Source organism: Flavobacterium fluviale, assembly GCF_003312915.1.
GTDB lineage: Bacteria > Bacteroidota > Bacteroidia > Flavobacteriales > Flavobacteriaceae > Flavobacterium > Flavobacterium fluviale.
On the sequence record NZ_CP030261.1, the window covers coordinates 4,216,663 to 4,236,556 of the forward strand.

21 protein-coding genes and 1 other RNA gene are annotated in these 19,894 nt (G+C 32.5%); 9 read left to right on the forward strand and 13 right to left on the reverse strand.

What is annotated here, in order from left to right:
• Positions 1–68: 68 nt before the first annotated feature.
• From HYN86_RS18190 to HYN86_RS18200, 3 genes are all read left to right on the forward strand, one after another.
• A complete protein-coding gene (locus tag HYN86_RS18190; RefSeq protein WP_113679335.1) occupies positions 69–890 on the forward strand; it encodes a DUF3822 family protein in 822 nt (273 codons plus the stop codon).
• Positions 887–1,492 (forward strand): RsmD family RNA methyltransferase, encoded by a 606-nt coding sequence (locus HYN86_RS18195; protein ID WP_057116432.1) that lies wholly within the window; start codon positions 887–889, stop codon positions 1,490–1,492. Before HYN86_RS18190 ends, HYN86_RS18195 begins: the two co-directional genes overlap by 4 nt.
• 155 nt (positions 1,493–1,647) lie before the next feature.
• Entirely contained in the window at positions 1,648–2,076 is a 429-nt protein-coding gene (locus HYN86_RS18200; protein WP_113679336.1) for a hypothetical protein, read from the forward strand.
• Between the two features lie 47 nt (positions 2,077–2,123).
• Here the strand turns inward: HYN86_RS18200 and HYN86_RS18205 are convergent, their stop codons facing one another.
• Together HYN86_RS18205 and HYN86_RS18210 are read right to left on the reverse strand one after the other, a co-directional pair.
• The gene (locus HYN86_RS18205; protein WP_162789400.1) at positions 2,124–2,687 is read right to left on the reverse strand and encodes a hypothetical protein; all 564 of its coding nucleotides are present in this window, start codon (positions 2,685–2,687) and stop codon (positions 2,124–2,126) included.
• Positions 2,688–2,888: 201 nt separating this feature from the next.
• Entirely contained in the window at positions 2,889–5,003 is a 2,115-nt protein-coding gene (locus HYN86_RS18210; RefSeq protein WP_113679338.1) for an outer membrane beta-barrel family protein, read from the reverse strand.
• Positions 5,004–5,295: 292 nt separating this feature from the next.
• On the opposite strand from HYN86_RS18210, the gene HYN86_RS18215 reads away from it, so the two are divergent.
• Both HYN86_RS18215 and HYN86_RS18220 read left to right on the forward strand, forming a co-directional pair.
• The gene (locus HYN86_RS18215; protein ID WP_113679339.1) at positions 5,296–6,654 is read left to right on the forward strand and encodes a sensor histidine kinase; all 1,359 of its coding nucleotides are present in this window, start codon (positions 5,296–5,298) and stop codon (positions 6,652–6,654) included.
• A 10-nt stretch (positions 6,655–6,664) separates the two neighbouring features.
• Entirely contained in the window at positions 6,665–7,354 is a 690-nt protein-coding gene (locus HYN86_RS18220; protein ID WP_113679340.1) for a response regulator transcription factor, read from the forward strand.
• A gap of 32 nt (positions 7,355–7,386) precedes the next feature.
• Here the strand turns inward: HYN86_RS18220 and HYN86_RS18225 are convergent, their stop codons facing one another.
• On the reverse strand, positions 7,387–7,935 hold the full coding sequence (locus HYN86_RS18225; RefSeq protein ID WP_113679341.1) for a hypothetical protein: 549 nt from the start codon (positions 7,933–7,935) through the stop codon (positions 7,387–7,389).
• Positions 7,936–8,115: 180 nt separating this feature from the next.
• Between HYN86_RS18225 and HYN86_RS18230 the strand changes: the two genes are divergently transcribed.
• Complete coding sequence (locus HYN86_RS18230) at positions 8,116–8,310, forward strand: hypothetical protein (RefSeq protein WP_055096600.1); 195 nt, start codon at positions 8,116–8,118, stop codon at positions 8,308–8,310.
• A gap of 97 nt (positions 8,311–8,407) precedes the next feature.
• Here the strand turns inward: HYN86_RS18230 and HYN86_RS18235 are convergent, their stop codons facing one another.
• Together HYN86_RS18235 and rnpB are read right to left on the reverse strand one after the other, a co-directional pair.
• A complete protein-coding gene (locus tag HYN86_RS18235; protein WP_113679342.1) occupies positions 8,408–9,658 on the reverse strand; it encodes a cation:dicarboxylate symporter family transporter in 1,251 nt (416 codons plus the stop codon).
• A 31-nt stretch (positions 9,659–9,689) separates the two neighbouring features.
• An RNA gene (gene rnpB, locus HYN86_RS18240) (RNase P RNA component class A) lies at positions 9,690–10,032 on the reverse strand.
• Positions 10,033–10,156: 124 nt separating this feature from the next.
• Between rnpB and HYN86_RS18245 the strand changes: the two genes are divergently transcribed.
• Positions 10,157–10,450 (forward strand): SH3 domain-containing protein, encoded by a 294-nt coding sequence (locus HYN86_RS18245; protein ID WP_113679343.1) that lies wholly within the window; start codon positions 10,157–10,159, stop codon positions 10,448–10,450.
• Positions 10,451–10,644: 194 nt separating this feature from the next.
• On the opposite strand, the gene HYN86_RS18250 is transcribed toward HYN86_RS18245, so the two are convergent.
• The 3 genes from HYN86_RS18250 to HYN86_RS18260 all read right to left on the reverse strand — a co-directional run bounded on the left by HYN86_RS18250 (position 10,645) and on the right by HYN86_RS18260 (position 12,770).
• Entirely contained in the window at positions 10,645–11,016 is a 372-nt protein-coding gene (locus tag HYN86_RS18250; protein WP_113679344.1) for a LysM peptidoglycan-binding domain-containing protein, read from the reverse strand.
• Positions 11,017–11,022: 6 nt separating this feature from the next.
• On the reverse strand, positions 11,023–11,502 hold the full coding sequence (locus tag HYN86_RS18255) for a BON domain-containing protein (RefSeq protein WP_113679345.1): 480 nt from the start codon (positions 11,500–11,502) through the stop codon (positions 11,023–11,025).
• 119 nt (positions 11,503–11,621) lie between these two features.
• Positions 11,622–12,770 (reverse strand): DUF1963 domain-containing protein, encoded by a 1,149-nt coding sequence (locus tag HYN86_RS18260; RefSeq protein WP_113679346.1) that lies wholly within the window; start codon positions 12,768–12,770, stop codon positions 11,622–11,624.
• A 220-nt stretch (positions 12,771–12,990) separates the two neighbouring features.
• Here HYN86_RS18260 and dnaX point away from each other — a divergent pair, with 220 nt between their 5' ends.
• Both dnaX and HYN86_RS18270 read left to right on the forward strand, forming a co-directional pair.
• The gene (gene dnaX, locus HYN86_RS18265) at positions 12,991–14,076 is read left to right on the forward strand and encodes a DNA polymerase III subunit gamma/tau (protein WP_113679347.1); all 1,086 of its coding nucleotides are present in this window, start codon (positions 12,991–12,993) and stop codon (positions 14,074–14,076) included.
• Positions 14,077–14,351: 275 nt separating this feature from the next.
• Positions 14,352–14,768, forward strand: a complete 417-nt coding sequence (locus HYN86_RS18270; protein WP_113679348.1) for a DNA polymerase III subunit gamma/tau — start codon at positions 14,352–14,354, stop codon at positions 14,766–14,768.
• 15 nt (positions 14,769–14,783) lie between these two features.
• On the opposite strand, the gene HYN86_RS18275 is transcribed toward HYN86_RS18270, so the two are convergent.
• The 5 genes from HYN86_RS18275 to HYN86_RS18295 all read right to left on the reverse strand — a co-directional run bounded on the left by HYN86_RS18275 (position 14,784) and on the right by HYN86_RS18295 (position 19,723).
• Positions 14,784–15,362, reverse strand: coding sequence for an NAD(P)H-dependent oxidoreductase (locus tag HYN86_RS18275; RefSeq protein WP_113679349.1), 579 nt, complete (start codon positions 15,360–15,362; stop codon positions 14,784–14,786).
• A gap of 206 nt (positions 15,363–15,568) precedes the next feature.
• Complete coding sequence (locus tag HYN86_RS18280) at positions 15,569–16,129, reverse strand: Crp/Fnr family transcriptional regulator (RefSeq protein WP_113679350.1); 561 nt, start codon at positions 16,127–16,129, stop codon at positions 15,569–15,571.
• Positions 16,130–16,228: 99 nt separating this feature from the next.
• The gene (locus HYN86_RS18285) at positions 16,229–17,119 is read right to left on the reverse strand and encodes a Ppx/GppA phosphatase family protein (RefSeq protein ID WP_113679351.1); all 891 of its coding nucleotides are present in this window, start codon (positions 17,117–17,119) and stop codon (positions 16,229–16,231) included.
• A 34-nt stretch (positions 17,120–17,153) separates the two neighbouring features.
• Positions 17,154–19,232 carry a polyphosphate kinase 1 gene (gene ppk1, locus HYN86_RS18290; RefSeq protein WP_162789401.1) on the reverse strand — a complete coding sequence of 693 codons (2,079 nt, stop codon included), beginning with the start codon at positions 19,230–19,232 and terminating at the stop codon, positions 17,154–17,156.
• Between the two features lie 5 nt (positions 19,233–19,237).
• Positions 19,238–19,723 carry a SixA phosphatase family protein gene (locus tag HYN86_RS18295; protein ID WP_113679353.1) on the reverse strand — a complete coding sequence of 162 codons (486 nt, stop codon included), beginning with the start codon at positions 19,721–19,723 and terminating at the stop codon, positions 19,238–19,240.
• Positions 19,724–19,894 lie beyond the last annotated feature (171 nt).

Below are 19,894 nucleotides of genomic sequence, written 5' to 3' on the forward strand. Positions count from 1 at the left end.
AATTTGTAAGTTTGTGGTCGCTTAAATTCTTTCTTGATTTAAAACAGGTAACGAATTGTAAATCAACTATGTCATTACAAAACACTAACATTACTTCAAAAAATTACAAAAAACTTTCTATTCAGGTTTCTCTGACTGGATTTTCATATTGCTGTTTTGATACTTTAAATAATGTCATTACATCGTTTAAAGAAATTCAATTTGATAATTCGAATAAATCAAGAAAAATTGAGGATTTATTTGCTGATGCATTTAAGAATAATCCTGAATTAAAAAACACGTACGATGAAGTAATGGTTATTCATACCAACAATCTTTCAACTTTTGTTCCGACTGCTTTGTTTGATGAAAATTATTTGGGAAGTTATCTTCAATACACTACAAAAGTATTTGAAACTGACTTTTTTACTTTTGATGAAATTTCTAATTATCAAATGAATGCTGTTTATATTCCGTATGTGAATATCAATAACTTCCTGATTGATAATGTTGGATCTTTTGACTACAAACATGCGAATAGTATTTTGGTCGAAAAGATTTTGGATAATTCCCGTAATAATGACGATAAGAAGATGATTGTGAATTTCAATCCGGAATATTTCGAAATCATTGTGGTTCAAAATCAGAAGCTTTTATTGTTTAATTCTTTTGAATACAATACTCCGGAAGATTTTATCTATTACATTCTATTTACTGCAGAACAATTGAGTCTGAATCCAGAAAGTTTTCCATTAGAATTATTGGGAACCATATCAGACAATGATCCGTTCTATGCTATTGCATACAAATATATCCGTCATATTTCTTTTCTAGACGTTACAACACTGCAGGAAAAGAACAATTTCACAACTGCTCAAAATCAAAAACATTATATCTTATTTCAATCATGAGAATCATTTCAGGAAAATACAAAGGACGCAGAATTTTTCCGCCAAAAAATCTACCTGTAAGACCAACTACTGATATGAGTAAAGAAGCATTGTTTAATGTTTTGAATAATCATTTTAGTTTTGACAGCTTAAAGGTTCTGGATTTATTTTCGGGAACAGGTAACATCAGTTATGAATTCGCTTCACGCGGAAGCGCGCCAATTACATCTGTTGACGGTGATTTCGGCTGTGTGAAATTCATCAAACAAATTTCATCAGAATATGATTTTGATATTGCTGCGACTAAAAGTGATGTTTTTAAATTTCTGGAAAACTGCAAAACTACCTACGATATTATTTTTGCCGATCCGCCATACGGATTGGATCAGGCTACTTTCGAAAAAGTTGTTTTAACGGTTTTTGAAAAAGGTTTACTAGAAGATGATGGCATGATGATTATCGAGCATTCAAAGTATACTAAAATGGATCATTTGAGTAATTTTTCTTTTCAAAAAAGTTACGGCGGTTCGTTTTTTAGTTTCTTCGAACTAAATTCAACCGATGATGATGAAGAATTACCACACGACAGCTCTAAAAAAGATACTGAAGAAGACGAAGGATAGTTTTCTTTTTAAGATATAGAAACCCCTTGTAATAATCTTTACAAGGGGTTTTTTATGCTTTTTTGAGACTTAAAAATTGTCTTAAACTATTACAGTTAAATCTTTTAAAGGCAATTCTATAAATCTGCGCTTCCTTTATTTGCAAAAATATCTTTATGAAAAAGCTACTTTCACTATTTACATTTATTGTTTTATGTTCATGTTCAGAGGACTATTATGAAAACACTGATGGATATTATCAGCCTTCAAGCTACATTAATCCACCAGTTTGGATTCAAGGTACATGGAAAGATGATAAAGATCGAATAATCGAATTTACTGAAGATGAATTGTACTACGGTTATCCATTGCTGCCATATAAATCTGTAAGCAGTGAAATACTTGATTATGAAAGATATTATCAGACAGAATATAATGAATACCGAGATGCAAATGTTCAAGAGGCAGAGTTAATAGATTACTACAGCATAAAGTATAATGCTGTAAATGCTCCAAGCAAGAAATTCAGATTTATTAAATTATCAGAAACAAAAATTGAATCTACGGATTTGATGCCTGGAATTTATATTAGACAAAATTATTAAAGTAAATCCCATGAAAATATGGGGCTGTATTTTTATGATTTTGTTTTTTATTCCTTTCGCTTCTTAACTCCAAAATTAAAAGAAACTCCAAATCCAAAATTGTTTACACTGCTATAATGCATATTATCTTGAGGCATTTTTTTAAACGCTTTATTAAAATTTAATCGACTAAAACTTCCAGTTAAAGCTATCGAATTAGTATTATTTTCAGAAAGAAAAAATTCGTACCCCATTTCTACTCCGAAGTAACACTGCCAGGCAGGACGACTTCGACTTTGTTGAAAAGAATTGGAAGGATAATGGTAATCTGTACTGGTGAAATCTTCTGTTGCCACAATTCGTGCTACATTTAATTTAGGCATTATAAAATAGTTAACCACACTTCTTCCATCAGATAAATCTCCTAAAAATAAATTGTAAATCTTACAGCCTAAAGCAGTATTTACTGCAAATCCTTTTGTTGACATCGTTTGTAAAACATAATTATCAAAATCATAATGTTGCTGCGTTTTACCCTCTGAAATTATGTAACTAGCGGAAAGTTGAAGTGCTACTAAAGGATCTTCGTCATCAAAATCTCCGTAGTCAATTCCTGCCTGTATTTCTCGCATTATCCCAGACATTTTACTTTTGGGATAGTGGAAATAATTTCCAAAAACTCTCATTTCTTGAGCATTAGCATTATAAAAGGATAACACTATCAAGATAAAATAAACAGCAATTCTTAATTTATTAAATTTCATTATTTGTGTATTTAATTTTTACATCAAATACACAAACATCATTCCAAAAGAAAGAATTAACTTACAAATCTAACGAATCCTGCTCTCATTTTCATTCACACTTTTTTCTTTAAATTCACTTTCTTTTATTTTTCCAAAAGAATAACGAAGTGTAATAGAAACTTCATTCGCATCAACCAGATATCTCGCTCTAGATCCTATGTCATTGATTGTAAATCTCTCTGTATAAATCGTATTTTTAAAAATATCATTATAGCTTAAAGTACAATTCCAGTTTTTACCGAAAGATTTTGCGAGAGACATATCAAAAATCAACTTTGCATTTCGTTCAAAAACACCTTCTTTTTGTTTCGTTGCTCCCCAAAAAGACAGAACGAATGTAAAATCTTTTGGGAGTTTGAAAGTATTGTTAGAGTAATAATATAAATAAGGTTTGGACGAATTGAATAATGCTTTTTCATCTTCAATTTTGTTTTTAGTAAAAACTAAAGAGTTTGTGTTCGTCCAAAATTTATAAGTAAAAGGCAGTGTCAACTCAATATTAAATCCTGATTCCTTTTGGAAATTTTTCTCCGTAAAAGTCAGCACATTATTTTGATTATCAAAAACAAAATCTTGATACACAGGATTTTTATTTTTGTATAAGGTCAGTTTTATAAACTTGTCATGATACTGAAAAACTGTTGAAATAACATCCATAAATGTCGGTCCTAAATTGATATTGCTTCCATAAATAAAGTACGGATTTATGTAAGCTGCAATCATACTTAAAGAAGAATAGTTGGGTCTCGAAATGCTTTTCGAATAATCTACACTTACACTTTTTGTACTGTCTATTGAAAACGATAATTGTGCCTTAGGAAAAAGATTGGTATAGTTTTTATCAATTAAAAAAGCATCATCTGTGCTGTATTTCCCGCTGACATTGGTGTTTTCAACTCTAAGTCCAACCGAGAATGTTGCTTTTTTAATTTTTCCAGAAAGCTGGGAATATGCTGCTAAATTGGCTTCTTTAAAGTTATAGTCAAAAGTGGTGTTTTCATTTTGATCATAATCAAAGACATCATAATTAGATTTAGATTTTGCGGCAGAATAAAGTCCGCCGTATTCTAAATTCATTTCGTTTTTAAACTTTTTTTCTAAATCAATTCTTCCCGAAAAAGCATCAACATTAAATTTTTGATCACGGTTTTGAGATAATTCTAATTCGGTTTCATTATAATTATTTTCAACCAAACTCCACAAATGCTGATTGAAATTGGAATACTGAAAACCTGCCAAAAGCTTGGTATCAATTGCTTTTATTTTTTTTGAATAATTGATAAATGAATTGATAAAATTCTTTTTACTCGAATTATCACTTAGAGTAAAAACATTATTTTGATCATTTTGATTTTGGTTGAAGGTAAAAGTATTAATATCAAAAGTATCGTTTCGAAGATTAGAATTTATATTGACCGAAACATAATCTTCTTCGTTTATTTTGTAAAACAAACCACCTCCAAAAATATACTGTTTGACGTTTGAATTGGCCGTTACATCATAATTAGAAATAATATCGGCTTGCGGAATCTGGTAAGCAATACTGTGATTTTCCCAAGGATTACGGCAATTGTAACTGAGATTGGCTTTCCATTCTAGTTTATCTTTTTTAAAACTAGAATTAAAACCCAAATAGTTATTGTAATGTTTCTTAAAAGATGCGGTTTCGGAAATTTCCGTTTTAAAGCTATCTTTTTTACTCAATTTTCTGGTAATCAAAATTACGGCACGTCCCTCAGCTTCATATTTTGAAGACGGATTTTGAATGATTTCAATCGTTTTGATATCAGCGACAGCCAAAGCATTCAACTCATTTATTCCCACTCTTTGATTGTCGATATAAATAAGCGGATTTCCCTTGCCTACAATCGAAATTCTTTCACGATTTGGATTTACCTGAACCAAAGGAAGTCTGGAAAGCAAATCAACAGGATTGGGAATTGCGCTGTAAATTGAGTTGGCAACATCCACTTTTATGTTTCCGTTTGAATTGGTAAAAGTCTTTTTGTTTTGAGTAATCACAACTTCATTTAGTTTTTGCGAAAGAGAATCTTTAGGAATTTCATTTTGCGCGTTTGCTATAAAAGAAAGGCAAAAAAGCATGAACGCAACTAAAAGTTTTAACGGCAGGTAAATATTCATTTTTGAAATAAAAGTTTTGGTTAATGACAATGCAAAAGTGCTTTGAAAAACCAATTCCGAAAGTTAATTGAAGGTTAATGCGGGGTTAATCTCCAGATTGTCTTATAAAAGCATTATTTTTGAATCGAGAAATGGCATATAGATTTTATAGGTTGGTATGCATAAGTTTCTCGCAGATCTTGCAGATAGAGCAGATTTAATATACTTGGAGATAACTTTATCTGCAAAATCTGTTAATCTGCGAGAAAAAACCAAATAATTAAGTATAAATCAATTTGATCAGCGTGCTGTAATGAAGCAAAGAATCAATTTATTAATCGCATTTTCTGTCGTGGCATTAATCGTTTTAATGACGGTACAATGCTATTTGGTAAAAACCGCTTATGAATATAAAGTGGCGCAGTTTCATACGCAGATTAAAAATGAAATTGCACAGATTAGTAATAATTACAGCGATATTGATTCGGCATTGGTTGCTAGAAAAGAAGCACTTTATAAAAATCTGTCTGAGAATTATCTTAAAGGAAAAAAATCCAAACTGGATATTAAAAACGGGATTTTAGAAAATAAATTCCAAAATGCGTTAACACAGAAAATTAAACGAAAATTTGAAAGGGATTTACCTAATTTCGAAATTGATTTTGCGATTGTTCTCAATAAATTCATACTCTACAAAAACGCTGCAAAAGTCGATACCATTTTCTCTGAAAAACCTTTTATCCAAAATAAATTATATGGTAATCTGACTTCGTTAAACCATGCTTTTTTGGTGAGAAGTTATGTTGGAACCACAAACGGAAACTTTGATAATCAAGAATATAAATTATTGACAGAAGATTCGATGTACGTCTCGGTTATCGATTGGGAAATGATTATTTTAAGACGAATGACATTTATTTTGGTTTTGTCTTTATTATCGATTCTCACGCTGATCACACTTTTTGTAATTGCGCTAAAAGCATTAATTAAACAGAAAAAAGTCAGCGATGTTAAAACCGATTTTATCAATAATATCACACACGAACTCAAAACGCCGTTGGCAACTTTAGGCATTTCAACAAAAATTCTGGAACAGAAAAACATTCGTGACAACGATGAAAATTTCAATGCAATTGTCAATACGATTTCGCGTCAGAACAATCGCCTTCAAAGTTTGATTGATCAGGTTATGGCGAATTCTCTGGCAGAAAATGAATTGGAATTACAAAAAGAAAAAATCGAAACCGAAGATTTTTTGCTTTCTATTGTAAATGATTTTAAAATTACATTTCCAAAAATCACTCTAAAAACCGATTTTCAAACGCAGAAAACTATTTTAGTTTTAGATAAATTCCACTTGACAACTGCTTTTTTGAATGTGTTGGAAAATGCCGTAAAATATGGTTCCAGCACGATTACTATTAAAACAAGAATAGTCGAAAATCAGTTTGCAGTCAGCATTGAAGATGATGGAATTGGAATTGCTAAAAACAAACAATCACTACTCTTTGACAAATTCTATCGTGTAGAACAAGGAAACCTTCATAATACAAAAGGTTTAGGATTAGGTTTGTATTATGTTTCTCAAATTATAAAAGCGCATCAGGGCTCTGTTAATATTGTGAGTGAATTAGGAAAAGGAACGCAGTTTACTATTTTATTAAAAGTTTAATTACCTTATTTTGAAAAAATTACTTTTAGCTGAAGACGATTTTGATTTTGCAGCAATTTTAAAACAATATTTAGAACTGCATCAATTTGAAGTAGTCTGGGCAGAAAATGGAGAAATAGCTTTAGAGTATTTCAAAAACCAGACTTTTGATATTTGTGTTTTTGATGTGATGATGCCTAAATTGGACGGATTTTCATTGGCCGAAAAAATAATTACAATCAATCCTGAAATTCCATTTATATTCCTGACGGCAAGAAAGTTAAAAGAAGACAAAATAATTGGATTAAAATTAGGTGCAGATGATTATATCGTAAAACCTTTTGAAGTCGATGAACTCGTTCTCCGCTTGCAGAATATCCTTAAAAGAATCGAACAAAAAAGAAGTTTGGAAGGAAATAATATTATTGAAATTGGCTCTTATATTTTTGACAATGAAAGATTAACACTCAACAATAAAAATCACGTACAGCAACTTACAGAGAAAGAAGCTTCTCTAATTGAATATTTGTATCTCAACCATAATCAGTTATTAAAGAGAGATCAAATTTTAATGTCTGTATGGAAAAAAGACGACTATTTCTCAGGCCGAAGCATGGATGTTTTTATCAGCAGACTTAGAAAATATTTCAATTCAGATCCAAAGATAAAAATAGAAAGTGTTCGTAATATTGGCTTAGAATTTAAAATAGAAAAACCTTGACGTCTCAAGGTTTTCTTTGTTTTATTTGAGAACTATTTTCCAATAACCCATCCTAAAGTAAAGTTTCCAATAGGAGCAAATTCAGTATCAAATTTGTCAAAATTTACACCCGCTCCTAAATGTATCTCGATATTGAATCGTCCCTTATACGTACGCTGCAATCCCCAAAGCGGCGCTATTGTAAAAGAAGAAACGTATTCTCCATACTTTTCGTTTGTCGAAAAAGATTTAAAATTATAATAGGCAGACGCCGCTATAAAATTACCAGAATTATGGGCTGTTCTTTTTCCTTTTGAAGCCCTCTTCTCTAAATTGTAATAGTGACGAAACTGCTCATTAATCATAGGAAAAAAATAAAAATTTCCTTCATCATAATAACTATTGTAACGATAACCTAATCCCAGACTAGCTTCAGAATATAAAGTATTTTTGGCTGAAAAACCATGTTCGTAAACAAAACCTGGAAATACTAAATTAACTTTAAATTGATTTTTTTCGACACTTATTGGAGTGTCATCCTGTGCATGGATTGCATTAAAAGAAATAATAAATAAGATTGCTAAGAGGTAATTTTTCTTCATTGTTTATCAATTGGTTAGTGGAGACAAAAATAGCAATTAAACTATGCAAAACTCGAAAGTTTTGTTTTATTTTCTTACAACTTTTCGGCTTATAATCATATAATCTTTCATCAAGAATTGTATAACAAAAATTATCTATTTCGATTATATATTTGGTAAGAACTTTTAAATCTAACAATCATGAACCTAAAAAGATTTTTCGGAGGATTATTGACAATCCTAGGAATAGTAGGACTTATATATACTGCGGTAATTTTCGCAGGCACGTCTGGAGAAACCAGAGATATCAAATCATTAATTATCTACGGTATACTAGGAATCGTTTTTTTTATGTCAGGAATCAGTTTGGTTCGTGCGACAAAAGACGAAGCTTAGTTTTCTTTTAAAGCAGCAAAGGTTCAGAGGTGCAAAGGTTCAAAGGCTTTAAAAACTTTGTGCCTTTGTAACTCTGAACCTTTGAACCTTAAAAAGGCTACTCTTCTAAAACTGGATCGAGATCCAATTCTGTAAAATCTCTTTCAGTTTTCGAAATTACAATTGTAGCAACTGTATTTCCTATAAGATTGGTGATCGCACGTGCTTCACTCATAAATTTATCAACTCCCAATAAAAAGGCCAAACCTTCAACGGGAATTTTATGAAGCGCCGTTAATGTAGATGCTAGAACAATAAATCCGCTTCCAGTAACTCCTGCAGCGCCTTTTGATGTAATCATTAGAATTCCGATGACAGTGAGGATTTCAAAAAAACTCAAATGTACATCGTAGAGCTGCGCTAAGAAAATTACTGACATTGAAAGATAAATCGAAGTTCCATCAAGATTGAAAGAATATCCAGTTGGAATTACTAATCCTACAACCGATTTACTGCACCCCATTCTTTCTAGTTTTACCATAATACTCGGCAAAGCAGCTTCTGATGAGGAAGTTCCTAAAACCAGTAAAAGTTCTTCTTTTATATATTTTAAAATCGAAAGAATACTGATTTTGTAGTATCGCAGGATACTTCCTAAAATTAAAAATACAAAAAGCGCCATAGTTAAATACACACAAAGCATTAATTTCCCAAGCGGAATTAAAGTTTCTAATCCGAATTTTCCAATTGTGTATGCCATCCCGCCAAATGCACCAATTGGCGCTAAATACATTACATATTTTAAACAGGTAAAAACAACTTTGGAAAAACGCTCTAAGACCAGAATAGTTTGTTCTCTTTTTTTATAAAAGTTCAGGACAATTCCACAAATAATTGCTGCCAGCAAAACCTGCAGCGTAAAATTGGAAAAGAAAAACTGAAGCCACGAAAAGTTCTCTGCACTGGCATTTGTATATTGACTTGCATCTCCTAGAGTCAATCCCGATTTATCAATTTTTCCCGGTTGAAATAAATAAGCAACAGCAACGCCAATTGCCAAAGCGACTGTAGAAACAACTTCAAAATATGCAAGGGCTTTAATACCAATTCGACCCACTTTCTTTAAATTTCCCATTCCAGAAATTCCCAAAACAATCGTCAGGAAAATAATCGGACCGATAAAAAGCTTGATAAGATCAACGAATCTTTTGCCCAAAACTTCCATTTTCATACCATTTTCCGGCGAAAAATGTCCGAGCAGGATACCCGCGATAATTGCAATTAAAACCCAAAAAGTCAAATTGGTAATTACAGCACGGAAAAGATTTTTCTTAGTTTTGGAAGAGGGATTTGGAGTAGAAATATTCATGAAGCAGGTTTAGATAGTTTCACAAATATATAAAAAATGCAGACCTATAAGCCGGATTCTGTTCTTGTCTCATTTTGCAGCGAGACAATACCTTATCATTTATCTAGATTCCGAATTACTTCGGAACTCAAGCTACCTACCCTTCAGCAACGGACGAGAAGCCCTTAAATGCTGATATACTTGGTATTTCACCGCATAGAGTTTACCTGTTTTCACTACAGCATTACCTGTACATACTTTCTGCTGCACTTGTCCTAATCCCGATCCCGAGACTTCGGGACGAGACCGACGGGTGTTACCCGCTATGCTTCTCTGTGGTGTCCGGACTTTCCTCCCTCCCAATAAATTGGAACGACGATAAGGCGGTCTGCGCGGCAAAAGTACAATTTTATCACTTAACTATATTGGTTTTAAATTTCCGATTTTATGAGTTTTAGCATAACTTTTTAATTTTAAAATAGTTATCTTTAAAAATCTATAATTTTAAATTCAGTTATCATGAAAAGAATGTATCATTACGCAACTGTCTCAAAGGCTTTAGATCAATTGAATGAAAAAGGATTTACCTGCGATTTTAATCGAAATGCAGACATGATTAAAAAGAATCCTGAGAAATTTGAAATTGTTCATGTGTATCGATACGAAGGGGAATCAGACCCTGCGGATGAGGCAGTTGTATACGGAATTAAATCTACGAGTGGTAAAAAGGGCGTGTATGTAGCTGGCTTTTCAGCCGATTCAGATCAGGAAACAGCTAAATTTTTATTTGATTTAAGTATTAGAGGAAGGTAATTGTATTGAACTTAGTCATTTCGACGAAAAACAAATCACGCTAAAAATACTGTAAAGTTTAAATGCGATTTCTCTTTCGTCGAAGTGACATAAAATGAAGAAGTTTGTCTGAAGATAATTTGACTTTAGAATAGCATAACACATAAAAAAAGCCCGTCTATAAAACGGACTTTTAAACAGCAGCGTAAATTAATTTATGCCGTTGGTATTTTCAATTTCCAACCAGGCTGAATCAAGTCTGGATTTGAAATAACATCTTTATTAGCTTCAAAGATGGTTTGCCATGAAACTCCAAATTCTTTTCCGATTTTCGAAAGAGAATCTCCGCTTTTCACCGTATAATCTGTTGTTGCTCCTTCCGCAACTTCGATATTCATTACAACATCTGCCGATCTGTAATCTGGATCTATTTTATTATAAGCATCCCACAGTTTTTCTTTATCTGCCGCCGATTTTGCTTTACCATCAATGTACAAAACATTATCTTGTTCTCTTACCTGCAAATTGGCAATTCCTAATTCTCCCGCCAAATCTGTCACATCTCTATATTTATCTTGTAAACTCATCATGACTTATTTAATGATTAATTTGTTATCAACTTTTTTGGGTTTCAATTCCTGAATGCTTTGCATTAAAGGCTGTAGTTTATCTCTTTTAATTTCTCCAGAAAGTGTTACAACGCCTCCTACAACCGTAGCACTTACTCCATCATAAGCATCTACCACTTTATGAATGGATTTATCTAGCTCTGTATCCGGATTAATGACAACGGCTTCTGCTGCAGGTTCTTGATTGGCTCTCGCAATTTCGCAGGTGTTTACTACAGATTTTACACCCTTAGTTGCTCTTACACTTTTTTCAATATTTTTTTTGAAGATTTCGTCGTCGCAGGTTCCTGTTATTGTCGCCACTCCGTCATGTACTGTAACTTGTATATTTGGCGTGTCGCTTAATTTTTCGCTGATTGCTTTTTCTATATCTGCATCTTTAGGTGCGCATGCCGCAAGTGAAACAAAAAGACCGATTCCCAATAAAATTGATTTGATTTTCATAATAATAATGTTTTAATAATTAACTATCTAAAATTAAACACTTTAAAAACTAAAACATTATAGGATATACAGATGGGTTTTATATTTTTTCCAGTAAGAATAAAAGTATATAACTACGATTAAGAACAATCCCAGTAACTTTCAATACTTTTTTCTCCACAATGAGTACATATATAATAGTAAATATTTCCAGCATCTCCAATCATAATTCCAAGATCAGCCTTCTTAGGAAAATCACTTGAGAGTTGAAATAAAAACTCTTTAATTCTTCCACAATTACACTTTGGATAATAAGATGATTGTGTAAAACTCGGATACCCTCCAATTTTTGTGTAAGATTTAGTAACATATTTTTCTATGCTCTCATCTAATAAACTTTCTTTTAAATTACTATCAAGCTTTGCCCAATCAGTACTCTTATAATCATCAAATTTTGGATAATCAGAAGTTACTAAAGACTTTAAATAACAATCGGGAACCTCTGGTTCTATAAGATCTCCCACATTTTTAAGTTTTATTAACACTTTATTTTTTTTGCAGTCTACTTTTGAGTAATAATGAAACATCTTTTGATCATAACGATCAGAAAAGGACTCATTACAATTATAATTAGGACAGCGAAAAAGTTGAAAAATATTAGCATCTACAGGAAAATAAAATTCCGGAAAATCTTTCTTATAAAGTTGAAAAACAAAATTTAAAGAACTTTTACAAATATCACATTTTGGATATTCTGAAAAAGATTCCATATTTGGATATCCTCCAAATTTACTTTCTTTCCAACTTATTTCACGGTGCAGGTTACGTGACTGTAGCAAAACTGTACTTTTTTTATATTTTTCTATTATAGCGTACATAGAATCTTTACTTACAATTTTATTAGATTCGACGGATTGATTTGTCAGTTGGTAATCTTGATAAAGTGAAATCTCAGACGAATCCGACAATTCAGCTTGAAATTTTGTGTAATAATTTGTTCCATAAAGAATTACAGCAAGTAAAGGAAAAATTAGAATCTTCGTAAGATATCGTACGCGTTCTCTATTTACATTTTTATTATGACTTTCGAACATAGAAGTCTGATTCTTTATTAGTAAATGAACTAATATCCCAATCATTAAAATCAAAACTCCTAAAATAACATGGTAAAAAGTTACTGCCATACCAAGACCATGATTCATTTTATAATCATAAATCCAATAGACCAGTAGTAATATTGATACAAATCGAATTGTTTCAGTAAGCTTTATTATTTCTTTGCCTTCCATTAATTTTTAAAATTTATCTGGCAACAAAAATAGTAAACTTTTTACTACAAAAAATGTGTTTGTAATTTTTAGATTAAAGTTCAACTATCACTTTTTTAAGAAAAAACACCCTTACTAACTCAAACTCAATCCACTTAAAAAACCTTTAAAAGTTTTATGATTTTCAGATTTGTGATTTGGTAATTTTCAGCCTATATTTGCTATCGAATAAAAACAGAATATGGAACAATTTGTAGTATCGGCTCGTAAATACCGCCCGCAGACCTTTAAGGATGTTGTGGGGCAAAAAGCCATTACCAACACTTTGTTGAATGCTATTGACAGCAATCACCTTGCTTCTGCCCTTTTGTTCACCGGACCTCGTGGAGTTGGAAAAACTACCTGCGCACGTATTTTGGCCCGTAAAATAAACCAGCCTGGATATGACGATCCGAATGAAGATTTTGCTTTTAACGTTTTTGAGTTAGATGCTGCTTCAAACAACTCGGTTGATGACATTCGAAGCTTGATTGATCAGGTTCGAATCCCGCCGCAAACTGGACAGTACAAAGTATATATTATTGACGAGGTTCATATGTTGTCTTCGGCTGCTTTTAATGCTTTTCTTAAAACATTAGAAGAACCGCCAAAACATGCTATTTTCATTTTAGCGACAACAGAAAAACATAAAATCATCCCGACGATTTTATCGCGCTGCCAGATTTTTGATTTCAAAAGAATTACGGTAAAAGACGCTAAGGAACATTTGGCTGAAGTTGCTAAAAGTCAGGGAATCAATTTTGAAGACGATGCACTGCACATTATTGCTCAAAAAGCAGACGGTGCAATGCGTGACGCTTTATCTATTTTTGACCGTGTAGTTTCGTACTGCGGTACAAATTTAACACGTCAGGCTGTAACTGAAAACCTAAACGTTTTAGATTACGAAACCTACATTTCGATTACCGATTTGATTTTAGAAAATAAAATTCCAGATCTTTTAATTGCATACAACGATATTCTGGCAAAAGGTTTTGACGGACATCATTTTATTGCTGGATTAGCTTCGCATTTTAGAGATTTATTAGTCAGCAAAACTCCTTCAACTATTGCTTTATTAGAAGTTGGGGAACAAGCACAACAAATGTACGCTGTTCAATCTCAAAAATGTTCTCAAGAATTTTTATTGAAAGGAATTGACATTGCAAATGACTGCGATTTAAAATACAAATTGAGTCAGAATCAGCGCCTTTTGGTTGAATTATGTTTGATGCAATTGGCCTCTATCAACTTTGATGGAGAAAAAAAAAAGTTGAGCAATTCATAATTCCGCCTACTTATTATAAAAATGGAAGCTTCTCGATAACTGAAGTTAAAACTCCAAATTTAAAATCCCAAATTCCAAATACGGAAGGAAAAATCAATATTAGTGCCAATCAAAATGGCAGTGAAAACGATAATTCTAACGTTCAGAAAACTGAAACTATTACGCCAGCAGCGGAAGCTCCGAAAGTTCAAACCCCAGAAGCTCCAAAAACTGAAAACAGTAATACCCCAAAAGTTTCTGCATTTTCTCTGGCAAGTATCCGCAAGAAAAAAGAATTGGAGGCAAGCAGTAAATCTTACGTAAAGCCTTCGTCTGTACTGCCTACTGAGGAATTTACAGAAACTGAAATGTTATTGCATTGGAATAAATATGCGGAACGTTTGGGTCAAAAAGGTTTCAAGATTATGGAATCTATCCTATTGATCAACGATCCTGTTTTGGACGGAACAAGAATTCTTTATGAACTGCCAAATGAAGGTTCAAAACTGGAATTTGAGAGTCAGATTAATGGATTATTAGGGCATTTAAAAGGACATTTACATAATCACGATATTACAATTGAAGTGATCGTAAATGAAAAAGTAGAAGCTAAAAGAAGTTATAATAATCAGGACCGCTACAATCGTTTTGTAGAAATCAATCCAAACATTGAACTTTTGCGTTCTACATTTGGATTAGATTTAAAAGATTAATTTTATTGTTTCTACTTACAGATTTCGAACTCCGAAATTATAAACTTTTTCAAGCCATTTTTTTCTCTGCTTTTCTTCAGAACCTTTTATAATTCCGATATAGCTGACTTTTACTGGACTTACTCCACAAAATTCTAAAGTTGATTTTTTAAGCTGATTCACACTTGGTCTTCCGTACAAAAATCTATAGTACCAGCTCGGCTGATCTAAAGTTGTAATAATGTGCGCTGTTTTACCTTTTAGTAATTTATCCCACCAAACCGAATTTTCTCTGTACTGAAAAGCCATTCTAGGAAGAAATAATCGATCGATAAAACCTTTTGTAATAGCGGGGAGTCCGCCCCACCAAACGGGATGTACCCAAACCAAATGATCTGCTCTTTTGATTTTCTCCCAAGATTCTACTAAATCCGGTTCTAACTCGGTTCGTTTTTGGTAACCAAATTTTAAATTGGGATTAAAGTTTAGAGATGCAACTGTAATGCTTTCTATTATAACACCAGAAGTTTCGGCACCTTTTTTATAGGATTCTGCAATGCCAAAATTAAAGCTGTCAGGGTTTGGATGTCCGTTTATAATCAGTATTTTTTTCATAAAGTTCTTTTTTCAAAAATACTATTCGAATTATTTCTTCTACTGGACAAATGTCCTGAAAGCGCCTCAAATTACTCATTTAATTTTTCTCGCAGATTTTGGAGATCAAGCAGATTTTTAGGACTGTTAGAGATTTCGAAAATTTTTATCTGAATAAAAGATTGAAAATTTGCTTAATCTGCAAGATGTGAATGAAACAAAAAAAATTATATCGCCGCTTTCCTGATTCGGCTTAAATGTCTTGGAGTTACTCCTAAATAGGAGGCCAAATATTGCAACGGAATTAACTCAAGATATTTTTTCTGATTTTTATAAAGCTCTTCATAACGTTGTGCTCCAGATAATTTCTGAAAAGAAATCATTCTCCTTTGAAGGTTCACAAACTCTATTTCTGTTAGCTTCCTTCCTGTTTCCTGCCAATTGAATCCTGACTTATATAATTCTTCTAGTCCTTTTCGATCTAGAACCTGTACTTCTGTATCTACTAAAGCCTGAATACTTTCTTCTGCCATTCGTTCTGTTATAAAACTTGCAAAAGAAGCCATAAATTCATTTTCAAAGGCAAAACAGTTGGTGATTTCATCACCTTTATGGTTTAAAAAAAAGGAACGTAAAATTCCTTTTTTTATAAACACTATTTCATTACAAACTTGATTTTCAGTCAATAAAAGTTCTCCTTTTTTAAGAGTACGAAAAGTTATTAAATCATCTAAAAGATTCAATTCTTCTAGAGAAAAATCTTGAATGGATTGAAAAACAGATTTCATTGTTTCGTTTTGCTGTGGATTGCACAAATTTTATCGAATTATTTTTTAAATTTTTTGATCTTAAAATGATTGTCAATTCAAGAAAGTCGCGGCAGAAAATTAAATTTTTCCGTAATACATTGCTTTCACTATTCCATCAGAAAGTCCGATTTTAGGAACGTAAATCTGGCGCGCTCCACTCCACTTCATCGCATTTAGGTAAATACGCGTTGCATGAATAATAACGTCGGCACGATCGGAGTTCAGACCTAATTCGGCAATTCTTTGCTCGTAAGACAATGAATTTAAGAACGCATATTGTGAATTAATGTAAATGTAAGAAAGCGGTTTTTCTTGCTGCTTTCCAGACATTTTAAATAATTTATTGATGTTTCCTCCAGAACCAATCAAAGTAACTTCCTCGTATCCAGCCGTATTTGTTCTGATCCACTTTTCGATTTCGTCCCAAACCACATCATGAACCATGTTGTTCAGCAAACGAACTGTTCCTGCTTTAAAAGACCTTGAGTTTATCATTTTTCCATCAGAAAATAATGTGAACTCCGTGCTTCCGCCTCCAACATCTACAAAAAGATAGGTTTCGTCTGTTTTTAATAAATGATGTAAATCTGTAGAAGCAATAATCGCTGCTTCTTTTTTACCATCGATAATTTCGATTTTAATGTCGGCTTTTTTCTTAATCAAAGCCACAACTTCTTTTGCGTTATAAGCTTCGCGCATCGCTGAAGTTGCAAATGCCATGTAACGTTCAACTTTATGTACTTTCATCAAAAGATTAAATGCTTTCATAGCATCAACCATTCGATCTATATTTTCGGGTGAAATTTCTCCAACTGTAAAGGCATCTTGTCCCAAACGAATTGGGACACGAACAAGGGAACTTTTGTTAAACTGCGGTTCTTTGCCATCTTGTTCTACAACGTTGGATATCAGAAGCCTCATGGCATTTGAACCGATATCTATCGCTGCAAATTTCCTAATGTTAATCATGCTCAATTTATGATTTTTGAAATTGGTTTTATTATTAATTTACTTTTTGAGGAACCTCTTCTAACATTGCAATCTTATTCTGATAATATTTATAGGTCTCAAATTGTGCTCTAAATGGGGCATGATGGTTCTTAGGCTTATATTTATTATCTAATTTGTATGAATGATATCTCACTTTCACATTTCCTTTCCAGGCAATGTTGAAATTGTCAATTAGTTCTTTCTTAATTTCAAGGTCGTAAATTGGACAGGTAACCTCAACTCTTCCGTCCAGATTTCTAGTCATAAAATCGGCTGAAGAAATATAAACTTCGGTTAAACCTGCGTTTCCAAAAATGTAAACTCTTGAATGTTCTAAGTAATTATCGACAATACTTATGGCTTCGATATTTTCGCTCATTCCAGGGATTCCGGGAATCAACGAACAGATTCCTCTTACCTGAAGCTGGATTTTTACTCCGGCGTTACTTGCTTCGTATAATTTATCGATCATTTTAAAATCAGATAAACTATTCATTTTTAATTTTATATGTGTCTTTCTACCAGCCAGCGCATGAAGAATTTCACGATCAATCAGTTTTATAAATTTAGTTCTTGTATAATGCGGCGAAACGATTAAATGTTTGTAGCGATGTACTCGATAATTAATATCAAAAAACTCAAATATTTTTGATGTGTCTTTTAAGATTCCCTGATGACAAGTTAAAAGTGTTACGTCTGTATAAATTTTAGCAGTCGACTCGTTGAAGTTTCCTGTTGAAATAAAGCCGTAACGGCGGTTTTTACCTTCTTCTGCTCTTTCGATAACACAAATTTTACTGTGTACTTTAAGACCTTTAATTCCAAAGATAAGTTCGATACCCTCTGTCTGCATTTGTTCTGCATACGAAATATTCGAAGCTTCATCAAAACGCGCCTGAAGCTCAATCTGCACCACAACTCTTTTACCATTTTTGGCAGCATTAATTAAAGAACTAATAATCTGTGAGTTCTTTGCCAAACGATATAAAGTAATTTTGATGCTTGTTACTTTTGGATCTAAAGCTGCTTCACGTAAAAATTTGGTCAAATAAGAAAAAGACTGATAGGGTGCGTGTACCAAATAATCTTTTTTACTGATTTTTTCCAGAATGCTTCCGTCTAAACTTAGTCCAGGCACGGGAAGCGGTTCATTTGGCTTATATAATAAATCAAATCTTCCCAAATTAGGGAAACTCATATAATCACGACGGTTATGGTATCTTCCACCCGGAATTATACTATCCGTTTCTACAATTTTCATTTTATCTAAGAAGAAACGCAGTGTATCTTCTTCGATCAAACTATCGTAAATAAAACGTACTGGTTCTCCAATTCGGCGGTCTTTTACAGATGTGGCGATTTTTTCGAGCATACTTTTACTCAAGTCACTGTCGATGTCTAATTGTGCATCACGAGTAATTTTGATCATATGGGCCGAAACGCTCTTGTAATCAAATATATTAAAGATGTTTTTTAGCTTGAAACGAATTACATCATCAATTAAAATCACATATTGTTTTTCATCATCAGAAGGAAGAACCACAAATCGATTTATGTTTTTTGGAATCTCGATTAAAGCATAACGAACCTCATCGTTTTTAAGTTCCAAACGAACTGCCAAATAACCTAATGTGTCTTTTAAAATAGGAAAAACTGCTAAATCATTCAAAATGATTGTTACCAGCTCAGGACTTAGTTTTTGCGTAAAAAAGTCTTTTAAAAAACATTCTTGTTTTGGCGTAATCTGATCTTCATTAATAATAAAAATATTTTCGGCTTCAAGCTCTGCTTCAATATTTCCTAAAATACGCAAACTTTCAGACTGCTGCTGAATTACGATTTCGGTAATATCTTTAATTAATTGCTGCGCAGAAACACCGCCTAAATACTTTTCGCCAGAAATACCAGAGAGACTTAATCTTCGAATGGCTGCATACCTAACTCTAAAGAATTCATCTAAATTGTTTGAAAAAATCCCAACAAAACGCAGTCGGTCTAAAAGTGGCACCGTGTTATCTGCTGCTTCTTGAAGCACTCTTGCATTAAACGCCAGCCAGCTTTTTTCTCTATCGATATATTTCTGTTCGTACACTGTAATTATTTTAAATCTTTGGGGAAAATAGTTTTATGTGTTTTGCCTTTGTCGATCGTGTTCCAGCTTTCGGCATCAAATTGCAGCGATACAAAGCCGGATGTTGGAACATTTTCTATAAAAACATCCCCAAATTTATTAACAAAATTTGTAATAGCCTCGTTATGTCCGAAAAGAATAACGCTTTCAAAACTATTATCACACGATTTGATAACTTTTTCGAGTTGTTTTTCATCAAAAGTATAAAGGTCATCCTTAAAAACGATGCTTTCTAGAGGATATGAAATATTTTGTGCAAAGATTAAAGCAGTTTCCGAAGCCCTTGCAGCGGTACTGCTCCACATTATGTAGGTTTTAGGAAGATAATCTGAAATATTTAATGAAACATCATGCGCATCTAAGATTCCTCTTTTCATCAAAGGACGATCGAAATCTTTTAATGGTGCTTCCCAACTTGATTTAGCATGACGTATTAAAATGAGATTTTTCATAAATAATAAATTTAAAAACCTGACCTGCAGGCTTATATTTTAATTAAGTTCTAATTTACAAAAGATATTTTAAACCTTTTCTATTTTTTATTTCTGTTAACACTTAATCTAAATTTTAACAAGAATTGATAGTTCTTATATCACTAACTATAAGAATATATATAGAACTCA